Source organism: Polaromonas sp. P1_F9 (genome assembly GCF_056405615.1).
Map to the genome: position 1 here is coordinate 138,280 of NZ_JBFUBT010000003.1, position 17,478 is coordinate 155,757.

Genomic DNA, 17,478 nt, shown 5'->3' on the forward strand with positions numbered 1-17,478 from the left:
TTTCTACCGGGCATCCGTAGGGTATTTGTTCACGTTCCCGAGGAACGGTTTGTTCTGTTAGATTAAGACTGCGGCGGTTCATTTGCAAGACGTTTTGTGTGAAATGGTTAACGCAAAACAACAAATGAATCAAGGAGTTAGTAACTAGATGTCAAGTCGATTCTGGTATTGAACAGTGTTTAAATCTTTAGACTTACACTAAGTTTCAGCTGTAGACAAAAGTCACCCTTCCACCATTCGCTCAATTTTTCAGCCCCAGCCAGACCCCACATGAACACCACAATGACCGCCTATCCCGCGCATTACATCAACGGCCAATGGGTTAAAGCCCAGTCTTCGGAGACCCTTCCTGTCCACGATTCCAGCACCGAAGAGGTGATGGCAACCGTGCCATCCGGTACCGTCGGGGAGGCAGAAGCTGCGGTATTGGCGGCCCGGGCTGCGTTTGACGGATGGTCTGCGTTGTCCGTCGAGACGCGCGCTGCTTACCTGGATAAAGTGGCCGCCGGCATCAAGGCCCGCACCGAAGACCTGGCCGTGGCCATTGCGCGCGAGGTGGGCATGCCCCTGAAGATGGCCCGGGCCGTCCAGGTAGGAGGGCCCGCATGGCACTGGGGAAACTTTGCCAAGGTGGCCCGCCAGTTCGAATGGGAAAAGCAGGTCGGCAACTCGCTCGTGGTACGCGAGCCGATCGGTGTCGTGGGGTGCATCACGCCCTGGAATTTCCCGCTCAGCCAGATCACACTCAAGATCGCCCCCGCCATGGCGGCAGGTTGCACCGTGGTGCTCAAGCCCAGCGAAATCGCCCCGGTCAACGCCATGATCCTGGCTGAAATCATTCATGAGGCCGGCCTGCCGCCCGGCGTGTTCAACCTGGTCAACGGTGTCGGCCCCGTGGTGGGCGAGGTGCTGGCAACGCATCCCGAAGTCGATATGCTGAGCTTTACCGGCTCTACCCGGGCAGGCAAACGTGTGAGCGAACTGGCCAGCCAGTCGGTCAAGCGGGTAGCGCTCGAGCTTGGCGGCAAGTCGGCCAGCGTCATCCTGGACGATGCCAATTTCGAAGCTGCGGTCAAAGGCACCGTGTCGGCCTGCATGCTCAACAGCGGCCAGACCTGTTCGGCCCATACCCGCATGCTGGTGCCGGCCGGGCGTTATGAGGAAGCCAAGGCGCTCGCACAGGCAGCTGTCGCGAAATTCAGTATTGGCCCCAGCCTGGAGGAAACCAGCAAGCTCGGACCGCTGGTCAGTGCAGCCCAGCGCGACCGTGTCCTGGGTTTCATCCGCACCGGCATTGAAGAAGGTGCGGACGTGATTGCCGGTGGCGCCGGTGCGCCTGACTTTGCCAAAGGCTACTTTGTTCAGCCCACCATCCTGGGGATCAAGGCAACTGACACGCTGGCACAGGAAGAAATTTTCGGCCCGGTCCTGGTCGTTATTTCCTACAACGATGAGGACGAGGCTGTGGCAATCGCCAATAGCACCATTTACGGTCTTGGCGGGGCGGTATGGGGCGGCACAGACGAACGGGCCATGAAAGTGGCGCGCCGCCTGCGCACCGGGCAGGTCGATATCAATGGCGGGCCTTTCAATGGTCAGGCGCCGTTTGGTGGCTACAAACAATCGGGTAATGGCCGTGAAAACGGCGTTTATGGTTTTGAAGAATTTCTGGAATTCAAGGCCATCCAGCTAAAAACCGCCGTGGCTTGAGCCGCTTGGTTCAACGCTGCCGATTGATGGAAGATTAAAACATTTAGTTACAGTTGCGGGTCTCGACGCGCAATTTCTTCTTGTCGTAATCATGCTTATGTTTTAATTACACAAGATAGCTACAAGCAGTTACATAGACCGTATGGCAGAAGTCACCGTCGTTTTTGCCGATCTCACCGGAAGCACCGGGGTTTTTGAATCGCTGGGCAATGCCAAGGCAACTCAGGCCATCACACGTTTGACGCAGTGGATAGGCAAGGTCAGCGTGGCCTATCGCGGCCACGTTGTGAAATACCTCGGCGACGGTGTGCTGGTGGTGTTTCCAGACAATGCGGACGCCGTTGACGCCGTAACCGAACTGCAGCGGGTTCACCGCGACCGTATCCGGAACTGGCCCGAGCACCTCAAGATGCGGTTGCAGCTGGGTGTTGCCCGCGGAGAAATTGTCGAGCAGGATGGTGACTGCTTCGGCGACGCTGTCAATGTGGCCTCCCGGTTGAGTGACCTGTCGGGCCCGGACCAGATACTCGCGACCGAAGCCGTCATCGAAAAGCTGCCAGCCGACACACTCGTACGCTCCCGAAATCTTGGCGCCATGGACATTCGTGGCCGCACCGAAGCCTGCCTGGTCCACCGCATCGAATGGCAGGCAGAGGTCATGACCGAATCATTTACCGTACCTTCCAGCCTGACGGCGCACTCGGCCCCGCAGCCCCTGGCTCTGGCGTCGATCGAGTTGTGCTGGCTGGACATCAATACCGAGTTCGCCTCGGGTGAGCTGCCGATTTTCCTGGGACGAGACCACGACGCGCAATTTGTGGTTCAAGATCCGCGCGTTTCCCGCAGGCACGCCAGAATTGAATGGCGTGCCGGCAAGTTTTACCTTGAAGATGTCAGCAGTTACGGCACCTGGGTGCGATTTTCCGACAGCGCAGCTGTCGTGGCATTGCGCCGGCAGGAATGTGTGTTGCTGCAAGAGGGTGAGATTGCTCTGGGCGCTCCCTTTGAAGACTTCACGGTGCCTACCGTCAGTTTCAAGTTTGCTGACGGCAAAGTCCATCTTCAAACAAAATAGCGTCTTGCTGGCAGGGGCCGACGCAGTTCTGCCTGGCATGCCAACTGCTCATCGCCATGGGCACCTGGCTGCACTATCCGTATCACCCGATGGAACATGATGGTCTGGTTCAAACGCATTTCTGCTGCGCTGCTGGTGTTGCTGCTGATCGCCGCCACCGTGGCGGGTTTCTATATTTACCGGACCTTCCCGGCACTCGACGGTGAACTCCAGGCCACGGGCTTGCGTGGCTCCGTATCGGTTGCCCGTGACACCGCGGATGTCACCCACATCAAGGCTCAGTCGCCCCACGACGCCTGGTTTGCCCTAGGTTATGTCCACGCACAGGAGCGTGGCTGGCAGCTTGAGTTCAACCGGCGGGTCATGCACGGTGAACTGTCCGAGGTGTTTGGCCCGGCCACACTTGAAACCGACAGGTTGCTGCGCACCCTGGGTGTTGTGCAGGCCGCCGAGCGCCAATGGCAGAACCTGCCGGCCGAGGGGCGCGATGCGATGCAGGCCTACAGCGATGGTATCAATGCTTTTTATCAGGGCTCTTCGCAGGCGCTGTCTCCCGAGTTCCATATCGTGGGCGTCAAACCCGGAGGCCTTTCCGGCAAAGCCTGGTCTCCCACTGACAGCGTCGCATGGTCGCTGATGATGGCGCTGGACCTGGGGGGCAACTGGGGCACCGAGTTCGCGCGCCTGTCGGTGGCCCGGCTGCTGAAGCCCGCAGAACTCCAGCAGTTGTTTCCGCCTTACCCAGGCGAACAGCCTGCCTCGAAAGTGGACTTTGCCAAGCTGTATGCGGGCCTGGGAGTGTATCGGCCCGATCTTCCGGATGCTACGAAAAAGATAGCTGCTGGCGCTGGTAAATCAAGGGCTGGAGGCCTATTTGATCAGAAACCTTCGCCATCAAACGTCATTGCGCTGGCCTCTGACATCAACGACTGGGCTTTGGCGCTCGGCGACGTGGGAGGTAAAGGTTCCAATAACTGGGTTGTGGCGGGCTCTCACACCAGCACCGGCAAGCCGCTGCTCGCCAACGATCCGCATCTGGGACTGTCGGCGCCGGCGGTCTGGTATTTCGCGCGGCTGCAGGCACCTGAAGGCAAGACAGCCAACGGCGGGAGCGCGCCAGGGCTGGATGTGATTGGCGCGACATTGCCTGGCTTGCCCTTTGTGGTGATGGGGCATACCGGAAAGGTGGCCTGGGGCTTCACCAACACCGCCCCGGATGTGCAGGACTTGTACCTGGAGCAGGTCAACCCCGCCAATGCACAGCAGTACCGCATACCCCATGCGGGCGGTGCCAGCGTTGACATGGCCTGGGAGGACTTCAAGGTTCGCAGCGAGACGATCAAGGTGAAAGGCCAGCCTGACGTGGTGCTCCATGTGCGCGAAAGCCGCCACGGCCCCGTTCTCAGCGATGTCCAGAAGTCGCATGCCGACCTGCTCGACATCCGCAAATATGTGATCGCGTTGCGCTGGAGTGCCCTTGATGCCGACAACCAGACCGTGCTGGCAGGCCTGCGCGCCAACCGGGCGCAGTCTGCCCAGGAGTTGCTTGCGGCATTTTCGGCCTATCACTCGCCCATGCAAAACGTCGTGACCGCGGATGTTTTCGGCCAGACCGGTTTCAAGGCTGTCGGCAAGGTGCCGCTGCGAAAACCCGACAACGACATTCTCGGGACTGCGCCGTCACCCGGCTGGGAGGCGCGATACGACTGGGCAGGTTGGGTGCCTTATGCGCAAACGCCCGAAGCCGCCAATCCGGCGATTGAGGCCAAGGGCTGGTGGTCTACAGCGAACCAGCGCATTTCGCCACCTGCTTATCCCTTCTTCATGGGGCAGGACTGGACCGTGCCTTACCGCTACAACCGCATTGAGCAATTGCTGGCTGCCACACCCAGGCACACCATGGAGTCCATGCAAAAAATACAGGGTGACCAGTTCTCGGCGGCCACAGTGCGGCTCTTGCCTTTCCTGCAGGAAACGCTGTCGCGGTCCTCCGGCCATCCGCTGGCGGAGGCGGTACGCCGCAAAGTGGCGGGGTTTGACGGAACCATGCGTGCCGACCGCGCGGCGCCGCTGGTGTTTGCCGCCTGGGCAGACGAGCTGACACGGGGCGTCATCGGTGCAAAACTGGGTGAGCCCGCGTTCAAGGCCCTTTACGGCAAGCGCCATTTCAGGAGCACGCTGGAAGACATTCTTGAGCAAAACGACACCGGATGGTGCGGCGCGGCTGGTTGTGCGGCGCAGTCTGCTGCGGCGCTGAACCGGGCGCTGGACCGCCTGCAGGCAGCCTATGGGAACGACGTGGAGGCCTGGAGCTGGGGCAGGGCGCACTTCGCGCTGTCTGCCCACAAGCCATTTGGCAACGTACCCTGGCTCGCGCAGTTCTTCGATGTCCGCGTTCCCACCGGTGGCGATACCTTTACCGTCAACGTGGGGCAATACTGGGCGACCGGGGATGCGACCCCTTTCGCCAGCCGGCAGGCCGCCTCTTTGCGGGCCGTGTATGACCTCGCAGACCTGGAGAACTCACGCTTCATTTACCAGACGGGGCAAAGCGGCCTGGTGTTTTCCGGGCGCTATCGCGACATGAAGGAGCGCTGGGCCGCAGTGCAATACCGGCCGTTGCAGATGAACCCGTCAACCTATGTGCATCGGCTCACGCTGAGTCCCTGAAAGAGCTTTGAAGTCTCACGCCGGGATGGCGTCGACATTCAACCGGTCCCAGTGGCGATGCAGGGCGATGGCTGCCATAAAGTCCTGTGAAACCTGCCCCTCAGTCACTTTGCGTGCATCGGCAATCAGGACTCCTGGCGTCGGCACTTGGATCAGCTCCGGGTCTTTGCCCAGGCTGAAACCCAGGGTGCTTAACAGCTGGACGCCATCGTTGATGGCGCAAATCGTTTTGCAATGCTTGTAGGCCTCCAGCACGAAATGCACAGCTTCGCCCATGGCGGCCAGGGTGCCTATGCTGTCGCCTCCCCCGGGGATCAGCACTGCGTCGAACATCACGGAGGGCATATTCGTGAAAGTATGGTCCACCGCAAGCTGCCGGCCGGACGAGGTGCTGACCGTGCCCAGGTGCGGCGCGACGAGTTTGCACAGCGCACCGGCGTCCAGGAGGTCTTGCTGGATGCGCTTGAGGGCTGCGGCTTCGACGCCGTCCGCTACCAGGATGGCCACTTTGCGTGTCTTGACGCTGCCGCCGGTGCGGCCCACCATGCGCAATGCCGGGTCTTCCTCGATCTTGCTGGTGATGCGGTAGTCCCGGAAACCCAGCCTGCCGGATGCGGCTTTGGGATCCGGCGGATTGATGCCCAGCGGGGTTGCCACACGGGTTGCCAGTTTCAGGTCCACATGGGCCAGGTTGTCCACTATGCGCTGGCGGATTTCAGGGACCTCCACCTTGGAGAGCTCAAACCGGAATGCCGCAACGATATGGTCTTTTTCCACCGCGCTCTGGCTGTTCCAGAACAGTGCCGCCTGGGAGAAATGGTCGTCGAATGAAGGGCTGCGGCGCCTGATTTTGGGTGGCTCTACCTGTTCTGGGTATGACTGGAAGCCATGCGCTCCGCCATCGATCCTGAACTCTGTCCCATTGCCCAGCGTATTGGGCTCATACGCTACCCGTCCTTTGCTGATCGCCTGGCGGTGCATGCCGTCCCGCTGGAAGTTGTGCATCGGGCAGACGGCGCGGTTGATCGGAATCTCGTGGAAATTGGCGCCGCCCAGGCGTGACAGCTGCGTGTCCGTGTAGGAAAAAAGGCGGCCCTGCAGCAGCGGGTCATTGGAAAAATCGATGCCCGGCACCAGGTGGCCAGGGTGGAATGCCACCTGCTCGGTTTCAGCAAAGAAATTGTCGGGATTACGGTTCAACACCATCTTCCCGATGATCTGCACGGGCACCTGTTCTTCCGGGATCAGTTTGGTCGGGTCCAGGATGTCAAACCCCAGCTCTTCCTCCTTGCCTTCGTCCACGATTTGAACGCCCAGCTCCCATTCAGGAAAATTGCCGCTTTCGATGGCCTCCCACAGGTCGCGCCGGTGAAAATCAGCGTCTTTGCCGGCAATTTTCTGGGCTTCGTCCCATGCCAGTCCGTGAATACCGAGCTTGGGTTTCCAGTGAAACTTCACAAAATGCGAATCGCCGCGGGCATTGATAAAACGAAATGCATGGACACCAAAGCCCTCCATCATGCGGAGGCTGCGCGGTATGGCGCGGTCTGACATGGCCCACATCAGCATGTGTGTGGTTTCGGGCATCAGCGAAGCAAAATCCCAGAAGGTGTCGTGGGCACTGGCCGCCTGGGGCATTTCATGGTGCGGCTCCGGCTTGACTGCATGGATCAGGTCCGGAAACTTGATGGCATCCTGGATAAAGAAAACGGGAATGTTGTTGCCGACAAGGTCGTAATTTCCCTCGGAGGTGTAAAACTTCACGGCAAACCCGCGCACGTCACGCACAGTATCCGCCGAGCCCCTGGATCCGGCCACGGTAGAAAACCGCACAAATACCGGCGTTTCCACGTCCGGGTCCTGGAGAAACGCGGCGCTGGTGTATTGCACCATCGACTTGTAGGGTTTGAAGTATCCATGTGCAGCGGAACCCCGCGCGTGGACAGCGCGTTCCGGAATGCGTTCGTGGTCGAAATGGGTGATCTTTTCGCGAAGGATGAAATCCTCCAGCAGGGTAGGGCCACGCACGCCCGCCTTCAGCGAGTTATGGTTGTCCGGAATCTGCAGGCCCTGGTTGGTGGTCAGGGCCGCGGCCGGGCCGGTGGAGAACCCCTCAAGCTGCGACTTTTTGTCTTTTGCACCTTCCGCATTTCGGCCAGGGTTGATAGCGTTGCGCTTGGATGGCGGCATGAAAAGTCTTTCTTCTTAAAAGATGGCGTCAGGGGCGGGTGAAAGGAGAGTGCGCCTGGAGCTTTTAGCAGCAGGCGGGCCGGCGGTTTGGCCGGCGCAATATGGCCGTCACGTATCGAGCAAACCTTCCAGCCCCTTCACGCAGGCCAGCAGTGCCAGTGCGGCAACGGTACCGGCCAGGCACCAGCCCATGAGTTCCTGAAGTGCGTCGGCAAGGCCATCGGGCAACAGCATTGAACACAAAAACAGGCTTGCTGCGCAGACAAGGGCGGTGAGAAATGCATGGACGAGGTCGATATCCCGGGGGCTTGCATGAATTCGCCAGGCGGTGAGCAATCCTGCTGCCATGCCTGCCAAAAGTCCGCCCATCAGTTTCATGGTGATTCCCCGTGTGGTTTGCGCTCCACCGGTTGTGTCCCGGTGTCGTTGTCTGGTGCATAGACCATACGGGCCAGCAGATCCATATTCAGTAGCCGGATGCCGGTGCACCCTGTAAGGCCTTTCTTCTCCTTGCGTAAGACATGGCTTACCGTTTAGGCGTGTGCAAAGTGTTCATGTAGACGTCAGGTTTCAGGCGCCTTGGCGGCGCACTGGCCTTTTCTCCTACACGGGCATGCTCGTCCCTCCGGCAGAAAGCGGAAGACGCTTCGCTTAAATTTGCAACCATGAAAGACATCCATGCCCAGTTACAGACGGGGATACGCCGATGACGTTGCCAAAAATGAAAACCTATGTCGTAGAGGACAACCCGACCATCCGCGAAAACCTGATCAGTACGCTGGAAGAACTCGTGCCGGTAGAAGCGGTTGGCACGTCTGATACTGAAGAGCAGGGGGCAGAGTGGCTGATGCGCAACCAGGCGCAATGGGATTTGGCCATCGTCGACCTCTTTCTCAAGAAAGGAAGCGGTCTCGGGGTATTGCAGGCTTGCCGCGCGCGCCGGCCTCTTCAAAAAATAGTGGTGTTCAGCAACTATGCAACACCCGAAATGCGCAGGCGCTGTGCAGAGTTGGGTGTCGATGCGGTATTTGACAAATCGACTGAAATTGACTGCCTGCTTGCTTACTGCGTAACTCAAAGCCAGAAACTGGACCGGGTTGCGAATGACGAATCCGCGCTCCAGCGAGCCTGAAGGAGGACGGCATGAATGAATCCGCGGTGTTGACAGGCCAGCCCACAGAGGATCCTGTTTATCGTTCCGGTGCAGGTCAACGCAAGTTGTCAGAAGATATTTTTCCGTCTGCCGAAGAGGCGGTATTGGCGGAGCAGGTCCAGGGAACAGGCGGTTTTCCGTCCGACGCCCGGGCGACCCGGCTGCAGCCAGTCCGCGCCCACGATAAGCGGGCCCCTCTCACGAGTTCTCTTCGAACTCAGGTCGCGCAATACCCTTGCCGCTCGGCATTGATGGCCGCCGCTGCCGGCGCATTGGCCATGATCGTGCTGCGATCACAGCTGCGTCGCCGCGCTGGTTCGCACCTGCCACGCTGGATCAGATAACTCCTGGCCCCGGAGCATCCAATGCAACTTCATGTTCCCGTTCCAGAACCCAGTCCCGGCACCCCGGGCATCCATGTTCCCACCGAGGTGCCGCCGGTGATTATTCCTCCTGCGCCTGGCGCGCCGCCTGAGGTCAATGATCCACCGCCGGAGCCGACGCTACCGATTCGTGAGCCTGCGACCAACGTGCCGCCGCAGGCGGTTTAAATATAATTTTCTGCTCGCGCGGGCACGCAGCGGAACAGCTCACAGAGCGGCCTGCTGCCGCTGGTATTCAGCCCTTTTCATGGTGAGATAAGTGTCCTTGTCTACCTCATGAAGCTGCCGCGCGTACTGCTCTGTGGCATCAAACCAATGCAGCATGCGCGCTTCAAGTTGCTGCGCGGCTGGTTTTTCCACAGCGGCGAGGTAGGCTTCGATCGCCAAGTAGTAACGCATGGTGTTGCGCTCTACCGCGCCGCGCATTCCGCCTACATGTGTCATGTTCTGGTCTTGCCGTATTTGGGTGAATCCCACTTTTCCACTGCCCACGGTGGCAAGGTAACCCTGCATGGCCAGGCGGCTGGTGATGCCGTAGCCATAGGAATAACCCAAATGAATGAAGGTTTTTCCACCAGGTAGTGGGACCGCCTGCAATTCGATTCGGTAGTTGCTGGTTCCCAGCGGCCCTCTATCGGCATTGAGTTGGGCACCCAGGTAGTCGGAAGAACTGGCGGTCAGCCGATAGTTGAATTGCAACGCGAATGCGTCCTCCAGCTGCTGTGCGGTTTTTTTGCCGATGTTCATTTTCAGAGTGCTGGGGCTGCTGTCCGAACTGGCGTGACAGTATTTGGTGTTGATGTGGAGCATCAGCATTTCGCACCAGCGATTGGGGCTTTTGAAAGCGGCGCTAACCGTATTGAAAGGGGAATTCAGTACAGCGTACGCACTTCCACTGACCGTGTTGGTGCCCTCTGAAGACTCCAGAAAAAGCGGCCTGTGGTAGGCGTTCTGCGCCAGCTGCCCGGCCAATGCCATGTGCTTTTCGAGCAGGGCAGCGGCGTGGGGTTCTGCGGAAACAGCGGCGGCTTGCTGCGCTTGCGCGGCAGCCGGCGGCAGGTATGTGCCCAATGCCAGGCAACAGGTGACCACGAGGGGTTTGACGTTGCTCATGATCTCAGTGTGCCAGTGGAAAACAGGCAATCGGGCCATACGCTCCATCGTCCTACATTTATCGCCGAAAGAGGGAGGGAGGAAGGGAGGAAATGGGAGCCCAAAAGGATGTGGTCAAGCTTGTGCCGCTTCGGCCAACCTGTCTGGCGTTGTTGGGGATGCTTCAAATAGCAGCGCGATCCGATTTTCCGTACGGGTCAGGCGCACGGCTTCCCGCCGCGCCAATGCTTCCAGGTCATGCCATTCAAGTTGCCGATACGACGACTTCTCAGGCGCCCGCGCCGGTGCGGACGTATTCTGTTCAACCAATGAAGCCTGAACGGAAACGAAGCCCTCGGTGAATTCAGTTTCCATGAGCAGTGCCCTGGGTCCGGTGGCCGTGTCGGTCAGGGTAATGATCGCGGCTGTTAACACATTACGCAGCGCCGACTGGGACAGCTCAACATCGAGCTGGCTGGTGTTGTCGACAATGGAAATGCCCTTGAACGAGAGCTGGGTTGCCACCATGCTCAGACACTCCGCAATGCCTTCTGCGACTTTGACGGACTTGTTTTCACGCGGGGCAAGCCAGCCCATCAAATCAACGCAGGATGCGGCCGCCTCTTTGGATAACGCCATGATGTCGCGTGCATTTCGCAGCAACGTTTCCTGGTCTGTGTCTGTTTTCTGCAGCCGCCTTTCCAGCATGGCCGCGACCATGGCAATCGGCTGCAGCGTTCCCGCCAAATTGTGGCGGATCACGGGGGCAAGCCGCCGCAGGAGCGCATATTGTGCGGCCTCTGTCACGCATCTTGTCAATGCCGTGTCCTGGAGTGATGTGCTGTGAAATTGAGCATTCATGGTGAGGGTGCCGTTGGAAATTTTCCAATAAAACTGCAAGGTCGGTTGCAGGGCTTCGCCATTTTTGAACACATCTTGCTGCGATATTTTCAAGGCGTAACTTCAAAATATACAGCGTTTGAATCGAGGATCGTGTAAGCCAAAACCTACAGTTGAACAGGCTGTGACTGGCATGCCGAAAATTGCTGAGCCCCTGGGTAAATAGTGTGGGCTTTTATTGTCATTCTGAATGTTCGCGAGTAATCTCGGCACCCGTTTCTACAAAACGTTACCTTCAATACAGGATGAATGATATGGAGGCACTGGCCAAGCTTTCGGTGGTGGAGCGCGACACTGAACTCAAGTTCATTCTCAAATCCCTGAGCGCGTTGCGGCGGGGCGAACTCGCAGTCACACTTCCGACCGAATGGGAAGGCGTCTACGGGAAAATAGCCGCTGAATTCAATCAGCTGTCGGCCATGACGGCGGCGACCACGAGCCGCTGCAAGGGACTTGCTACCAAATCCCGCTCCGCAGCGCGAGTGAGCCGCCGTCTGCCGGAAGAAAAATTATCCGGCTTCTGGCTGGAAAACGCTGTCGCGGTTAACACCGTGCTTGATGACGCCGATACGGCGGCAGACCAGGCAAAAATTATTCTCGCGGCATTGACCGACCTTAAAAAAGGCGATATGCATGCGTCGTTGCCGCAGGACTGGACGGGTGTACCGGGCAAGGTTGCAGATGCATTTAACGATGTCGTTTCCGAGAATGTCCGGATGGCGCGAGAACTGGAGCGATTGAGCCGGGTGGTCGGAAAGGAAGGCCGCTTGAAAGAGCGCGCATTCGTGCCTGATGCGTCCGGCTTCTGGCGCGACTCTGCCGAATCCATCAATTCCCTGATAGCGGATCTGGTTCATCCAACCAGCGAGGTGGCGCGTGTCATTGGTGCCGTCGCCCAGGGCGATCTGTCCAAGAGCATGGCCCTCGAAGCAGAAGGCAAGGCGCTGGAAGGCGAGTTCCTGCGTACGGCCATGATCATCAACAAGATGGTGGAGCAGCTGGGGACCTTCTCGGCCGAGGTGACGCGTGTGGCGCGCGAGGTGGGTACCGAGGGCAAGCTGGGCGGGCAAGCCGATGTGCAGGGCGTGGCCGGCACCTGGAAGGACTTGACCGATTCGGTCAACTCCATGGGCTCCAACCTGACGGCGCAGGTGCGCAACATCGCCGAGGTGACGACGGCCGTGGCGGCTGGTGACCTTTCGAAGAAGATCACGGTGGACGTCAAGGGTGAAATCCTGGAGCTCAAGAACACCATCAACACCATGGTGGACCAGCTGCGGTCCTTTGCGTCTGAGGTGACGCGTGTGGCACGAGAAGTGGGCACCGAGGGCAAACTGGGCGGCCAGGCCGACGTGCAGGGCGTGGCCGGCACCTGGAAGGATCTGACCGACAACGTGAACTTCATGGCCGGTAACCTGACATCACAGGTGCGCAACATCGCCGACGTGACCAAGGCCGTGGCAGCCGGCGATCTTTCAAAGAAGATCACGGTTGATGTGAAGGGCGAGATTCTCGAGCTCAAGAACACCATCAACACCATGGTGGATCAACTTTCGTCTTTTGCGTCCGAAGTGACCCGGGTGGCGCGCGAGGTGGGCACCGAGGGCAAGCTGGGCGGCCAGGCCGACGTGCAGGGCGTGGCCGGCACCTGGAAGGACTTGACCGATTCGGTCAACTCCATGGGCTCCAACCTGACGGGCCAGGTGCGCAACATTGCCGAGGTGACGACCGCCGTGGCGGCTGGTGACCTTTCGAAGAAGATCACGGTGGACGTCAAGGGTGAAATCCTGGAGCTCAAGAACACCATCAACACCATGGTGGACCAGCTCTCGTCTTTTGCATCCGAAGTGACGCGGGTGGCGCGAGAGGTAGGCACAGAAGGCAAACTGGGCGGGCAGGCCGATGTGCAGGGCGTGGCCGGTACCTGGAAAGACTTGACCGATTCGGTCAACTCCATGGGCTCCAACCTGACGGGCCAGGTGCGCAACATTGCCGAGGTGACCAAGGCAGTGGCGGCCGGTGATCTGTCCAAAAAGATCACAGTGGACGTGAAGGGCGAGATTTTGGAGCTCAAGAACACCATCAACACCATGGTGGACCAGCTGCGGTCCTTTGCCTCTGAAGTGACGCGTGTGGCGCGCGAGGTGGGTACCGAGGGCAAGCTGGGCGGGCAGGCCGACGTGCAGGGTGTAGCCGGCACCTGGAAGGACTTGACCGATTCGGTCAACTCCATGGGCTCCAACCTGACCGGCCAGGTGCGCAACATTGCCGAGGTGACGACCGCCGTGGCGGCCGGTGACCTTTCCAAGAAGATCACGGTGGACGTGAAGGGCGAGATTCTGGAGCTCAAGAACACCATCAACACCATGGTGGATCAGTTGCGATCGTTTGCCTCGGAGGTGACGCGGGTGGCGCGCGAGGTGGGTACCGAGGGCAAGCTGGGCGGGCAGGCCGACGTGCAGGGCGTGGCCGGCACCTGGAAGGATTTGACCGATTCGGTCAACTCCATGGGCTCCAACCTGACGGCACAGGTGCGGAACATTGCCGAGGTGACGACCGCCGTGGCGGCCGGTGACCTCTCCAAGAAGATCACGGTGGACGTGAAGGGCGAGATTCTGGAGCTCAAGAACACCATCAACACCATGGTGGATCAGCTTCGGTCATTTGCCTCTGAAGTGACACGGGTGGCGCGCGAGGTGGGTACTGAGGGCAAGCTGGGCGGGCAGGCCGACGTGCAGGGAGTGGCCGGTACCTGGAAGGATCTGACCGACAACGTGAACTTCATGGCCGGTAACCTGACATCACAGGTGCGAAACATTGCCGACGTGACCAAGGCCGTGGCCGCCGGTGACCTCTCCAAGAAGATCACGGTGGACGTGAAGGGCGAAATCCTCGAACTCAAGGCCACCATCAACACCATGGTGGATCAGCTTCGGTCATTTGCCTCTGAAGTGACGCGGGTAGCACGAGAAGTGGGCACCGAAGGCAAATTGGGCGGGCAGGCCGACGTGCAGGGCGTGGCCGGTACCTGGAAGGATTTGACTGACAACGTGAACTTCATGGCTGGCAATCTGACCAGCCAGGTGCGAGGCATTGCGCGCGTGGTGACGGCCGTGGCCAACGGCGACCTGGAGCGCAAGCTGACCGTGGAAGCCAAGGGCGAGATCGCCGCGCTGGCCGATACCATCAACGGCATGACTGACACCCTGGCCACCTTCGCCGATCAGGTAACCACAGTGGCGCGCGAGGTCGGCGTGGAAGGCAAGCTGGGTGGCCAGGCCAAGGTGCCCGGAGCCGCCGGCACCTGGAAAGGCCTGACGGAGAACGTGAACCAGCTGGCTGCCAACCTGACGACCCAGGTACGCGCCATTGCCGAGGTGGCCACTGCCGTAACGCAAGGTGACCTGACGCGGTCCATCACTGTCGAGGCACTCGGTGAGGTGGCGGCGCTGAAAGACACGATCAATGAAATGATCCGCAACCTCAAGGACACGACCCAGGTCAACACAGAGCAGGACTGGCTCAAAACCAATCTCGCCAAATTCAGCCGGATGCTGCAGGGCCAGAAAGACCTGGTGGCCGTGGGGCATCTGATTCTCTCGGAGCTGGCACCGGTGGTTGGCGCGCAGCAGGCGGAGTTTTATGTGCTGAGCTACACGCACGAGAGGCCGCGCCTGCGTCTCATGGCCAGCTACGCCTCTGAAGGGCAGGGCGCTTACGGCAAGGAAATCGACTTGGGCCAGGGCCTGATAGGCCAGTGCGCTTTCGACAAACAAAAGATCCTGTTGACGTCCTCGCTACCGCAGGGCCTCAAGATATCGTCCGGCCTCACCGAAGTGGCGCCTATGGACATCCTGGTGCTGCCCATCATCTTCGAAGGCCAGGTCCGCGGTGTGGTGGAACTCGCCTCGGTCGAGCGATTCAACCCAACCCACCAGGCTTTCCTGGATCAGCTCACTGAGAGTATCGGCATCGTGATCAACACGATTGAAGCGAATATGCGCACCGAGGACTTGCTGACCCAGTCGCAGTCCCTGGCGCAGGAGCTGCAAAGCCGGCAGGAAGAACTGCAGCAGACCAACGAGGAACTGCAGGAAAAGGCCCATCTGCTGGTCCAGCAGAACGACGAGGTGGAGCGCAAGAACCAGGAGGTCGAACAAGCCCGGCAGGCACTGGAAGAAAAGGCCAAGCAGCTTTCGCTCACGTCCAAGTACAAGTCGGAGTTTCTGGCCAATATGTCGCATGAGCTGCGCACACCGCTGAACAGCCTGCTGATCCTGTCCGATCAGCTGTGCAAGAACTCGGAAGGCAACCTGACCAACAAGCAGGTGGAGTTTTCCAAGACCATTCATTCCTCCGGCAACGACCTGTTGATGCTGATCAACGACATCCTGGATTTGTCCAAGATCGAGTCGGGCACGGTGGTGGTGGACGTGAACGAGCTGCGGCTGTCCGATCTGCAGATGTACGTCGAGCGCACTTTCCGCCATGTGGCCGAAGCCAAGAATGTGGATTTCCTGATCACTACCGGGCTGCAGTTGCCGGTTTCCATGGTGACCGACGTCAAGCGCCTGCAGCAAATTCTCAAAAACCTGTTGTCGAACGCCTTCAAATTCACGCACCAGGGTCATGTGGCCCTGGCGATAGAAGAAGCCTTTACCGGCTGGAGTCCGGACAACGAGGAACTCAACCGCGCGCAGCAGGTGCTGGCGTTTTCCGTTACTGACACAGGTATCGGTATTTCCGCCGACAAGCAGCAGATCATCTTTGAAGCCTTCCAGCAGGCTGACGGCAGTACCAGCCGCAAGTACGGCGGTACCGGTCTGGGTTTGGCCATCAGTCGCGAACTCTCGCGCCTGCTGGGCGGCGAAATACGCCTGTCCAGCGCGCCGGGAGAAGGCAGCAGCTTTGTGCTCTACCTGCCGCTGGTCTACGCTTCCACGCGCGCCGCGCGCAAGCAGGGCAGCAGCGCCGAGCAGCGCTTCGAGCCGGCCGCGCCGATCAGCCGCCTGGGTTTCGAGAAGATGGAAGTCGCCTTCGATGATTCCGTTCTGTCTCTGGACACGCACTCTGCGGCCAATGAGGCTGCGGATGACCGGCACACCATCCAGCCGGGCGACTTTGTGCTCCTGATTGTGGAGAACGACTTGGCCTTTGCCAGCTTTTTGCTTGATGCCGCAAGGGCCAAGGGGTTCAAGGGCCTGGTGACGTCGCTGGGGGCCCGCGCCCTCACGCTTGCCGCCGAGTTCAAGCCTTCGGCCATCACGCTGGACATGCATCTTCCCGACATGGAGGGCTGGCGCGTGCTCGAGCGCATCAAGCAGGACTTCAGCGTCAGGCACATTCCGGTTTGCGTGATCTCCACCGACGATTCCAAGGAGCGCGCCTATCGATCCGGCGCCATGGCATTCATTGAGAAACCGATCCCCGCCAGGGAAGTTCTCGACGAAATGCTGGATCAGCTGCACCGTTATGTGTCGCGCCCGGTGCGGCACGTGGTTGTTGCCCTGAAGGACGAAGCGTTGCGTGCCGAGGTCACCAGCCTGCTGGGCGGCAGCCATGTTCAGTGCCTTGCGGTGCCGTCACTGGCGGACGTCAAACCCGAGGACTTCGCCCGCTTCGAATGCGCCGTGATTGATGAGGCGTCACTGGCGAACGGGTTCGACCGCTTGCGAAATGCCTCGCCCGCAGCCTCGGTGCTTGGGCCGCTGCAGGTGGTGGTCTGGCGTGAAGGCATGATCGATGCACAGCTTCAGCCCGCCTGGCAGTCACACGACGGCTACTTTTTCCGCGAAGCCAGGTCCGTCCCCCGGGTGATAGACCTGGCCCTGCATGCCCTGCATGTAAGCGAGGCGCGCATGACGGACAGGCAGCGCAGCACCTTGAGAAACTTCCACGAAGTCAACAAGTCACTCGCGGGGAAAAGGGTGCTGATCGTCGACGATGACATGCGCAATATCTTCGCTCTGGCCACTGTGCTGGAGGGGCAGGGCATGGACATCGTCTGGGCTGACAACGGCCACGATGCCATCGCCAAAGTTGCCTCCGATCCGCAGCTCAGCGTGGTACTGATGGACATCATGATGCCGGTGATGGACGGGCTGGTCACCATGCAGGAGATTCGCAAGCTGCCGGCCGGCAAGACCTTGCCCATGATCGCAGTCACGGCCAAAGCCATGAAGGGGGACCGCGAGAAATGCATAGAGGCCGGCGCCTGGGACTATCTCTCCAAGCCCGTCAATACGGAAAACCTGCTGGCCGTGCTGCGTGCCTGGTTGCCCCGGTGAGCGCCGTCCTCATGCCGC

11 protein-coding genes are annotated in these 17,478 nt (G+C 59.6%); 7 read left to right on the plus strand and 4 right to left on the minus strand.

From position 1 onward, the window contains the following. The first annotated feature begins 270 nt into the window (after positions 1-270). The 3 genes from AC1DYR_RS09605 to AC1DYR_RS09615 all read left to right on the plus strand — a co-directional run bounded on the left by AC1DYR_RS09605 (position 271) and on the right by AC1DYR_RS09615 (position 5,455). Entirely contained in the window at positions 271-1,710 is a 1,440-nt protein-coding gene (locus AC1DYR_RS09605) for an aldehyde dehydrogenase family protein (RefSeq protein WP_477700351.1), read from the plus strand. A 142-nt stretch (positions 1,711-1,852) separates the two neighbouring features. After that, on the plus strand, positions 1,853-2,785 hold the full coding sequence (locus AC1DYR_RS09610) for an FHA domain-containing protein (protein WP_457282786.1): 933 nt from the start codon (positions 1,853-1,855) through the stop codon (positions 2,783-2,785). A gap of 99 nt (positions 2,786-2,884) precedes the next feature. Continuing rightward, the gene (locus AC1DYR_RS09615) at positions 2,885-5,455 is read left to right on the plus strand and encodes a penicillin acylase family protein (RefSeq protein WP_477704913.1); all 2,571 of its coding nucleotides are present in this window, start codon (positions 2,885-2,887) and stop codon (positions 5,453-5,455) included. Positions 5,456-5,470: 15 nt separating this feature from the next. On the opposite strand, the gene katE is transcribed toward AC1DYR_RS09615, so the two are convergent. After that, positions 5,471-7,645 carry a catalase HPII gene (gene katE, locus AC1DYR_RS09620; protein WP_477704914.1) on the minus strand — a complete coding sequence of 725 codons (2,175 nt, stop codon included), beginning with the start codon at positions 7,643-7,645 and terminating at the stop codon, positions 5,471-5,473. A 108-nt stretch (positions 7,646-7,753) separates the two neighbouring features. Next, complete coding sequence (locus AC1DYR_RS09625) at positions 7,754-8,023, minus strand: hypothetical protein (protein WP_457282788.1); 270 nt, start codon at positions 8,021-8,023, stop codon at positions 7,754-7,756. A gap of 343 nt (positions 8,024-8,366) precedes the next feature. On the opposite strand from AC1DYR_RS09625, the gene AC1DYR_RS09630 reads away from it, so the two are divergent. The 3 genes from AC1DYR_RS09630 to AC1DYR_RS09640 are packed head-to-tail and all read left to right on the plus strand — an operon-like array spanning position 8,367 to position 9,349. After that, complete coding sequence (locus tag AC1DYR_RS09630; protein WP_477704915.1) at positions 8,367-8,777, plus strand: response regulator transcription factor; 411 nt, start codon at positions 8,367-8,369, stop codon at positions 8,775-8,777. A gap of 11 nt (positions 8,778-8,788) precedes the next feature. Then, complete coding sequence (locus tag AC1DYR_RS09635; RefSeq protein ID WP_477704916.1) at positions 8,789-9,142, plus strand: hypothetical protein; 354 nt, start codon at positions 8,789-8,791, stop codon at positions 9,140-9,142. 21 nt (positions 9,143-9,163) lie between these two features. Then, positions 9,164-9,349, plus strand: coding sequence for a hypothetical protein (locus tag AC1DYR_RS09640; protein ID WP_477649378.1), 186 nt, complete (start codon positions 9,164-9,166; stop codon positions 9,347-9,349). Positions 9,350-9,388: 39 nt separating this feature from the next. Here the strand turns inward: AC1DYR_RS09640 and AC1DYR_RS09645 are convergent, their stop codons facing one another. Together AC1DYR_RS09645 and AC1DYR_RS09650 are read right to left on the minus strand one after the other, a co-directional pair. After that, positions 9,389-10,294, minus strand: a complete 906-nt coding sequence (locus AC1DYR_RS09645; protein WP_477704917.1) for a hypothetical protein — start codon at positions 10,292-10,294, stop codon at positions 9,389-9,391. Between the two features lie 114 nt (positions 10,295-10,408). Then, on the minus strand, positions 10,409-11,227 hold the full coding sequence (locus AC1DYR_RS09650; protein ID WP_477704918.1) for a hypothetical protein: 819 nt from the start codon (positions 11,225-11,227) through the stop codon (positions 10,409-10,411). A gap of 200 nt (positions 11,228-11,427) precedes the next feature. Here AC1DYR_RS09650 and AC1DYR_RS09655 point away from each other — a divergent pair, with 200 nt between their 5' ends. Next, the gene (locus tag AC1DYR_RS09655; protein WP_477704919.1) at positions 11,428-17,460 is read left to right on the plus strand and encodes a HAMP domain-containing protein; all 6,033 of its coding nucleotides are present in this window, start codon (positions 11,428-11,430) and stop codon (positions 17,458-17,460) included. Positions 17,461-17,478 lie beyond the last annotated feature (18 nt).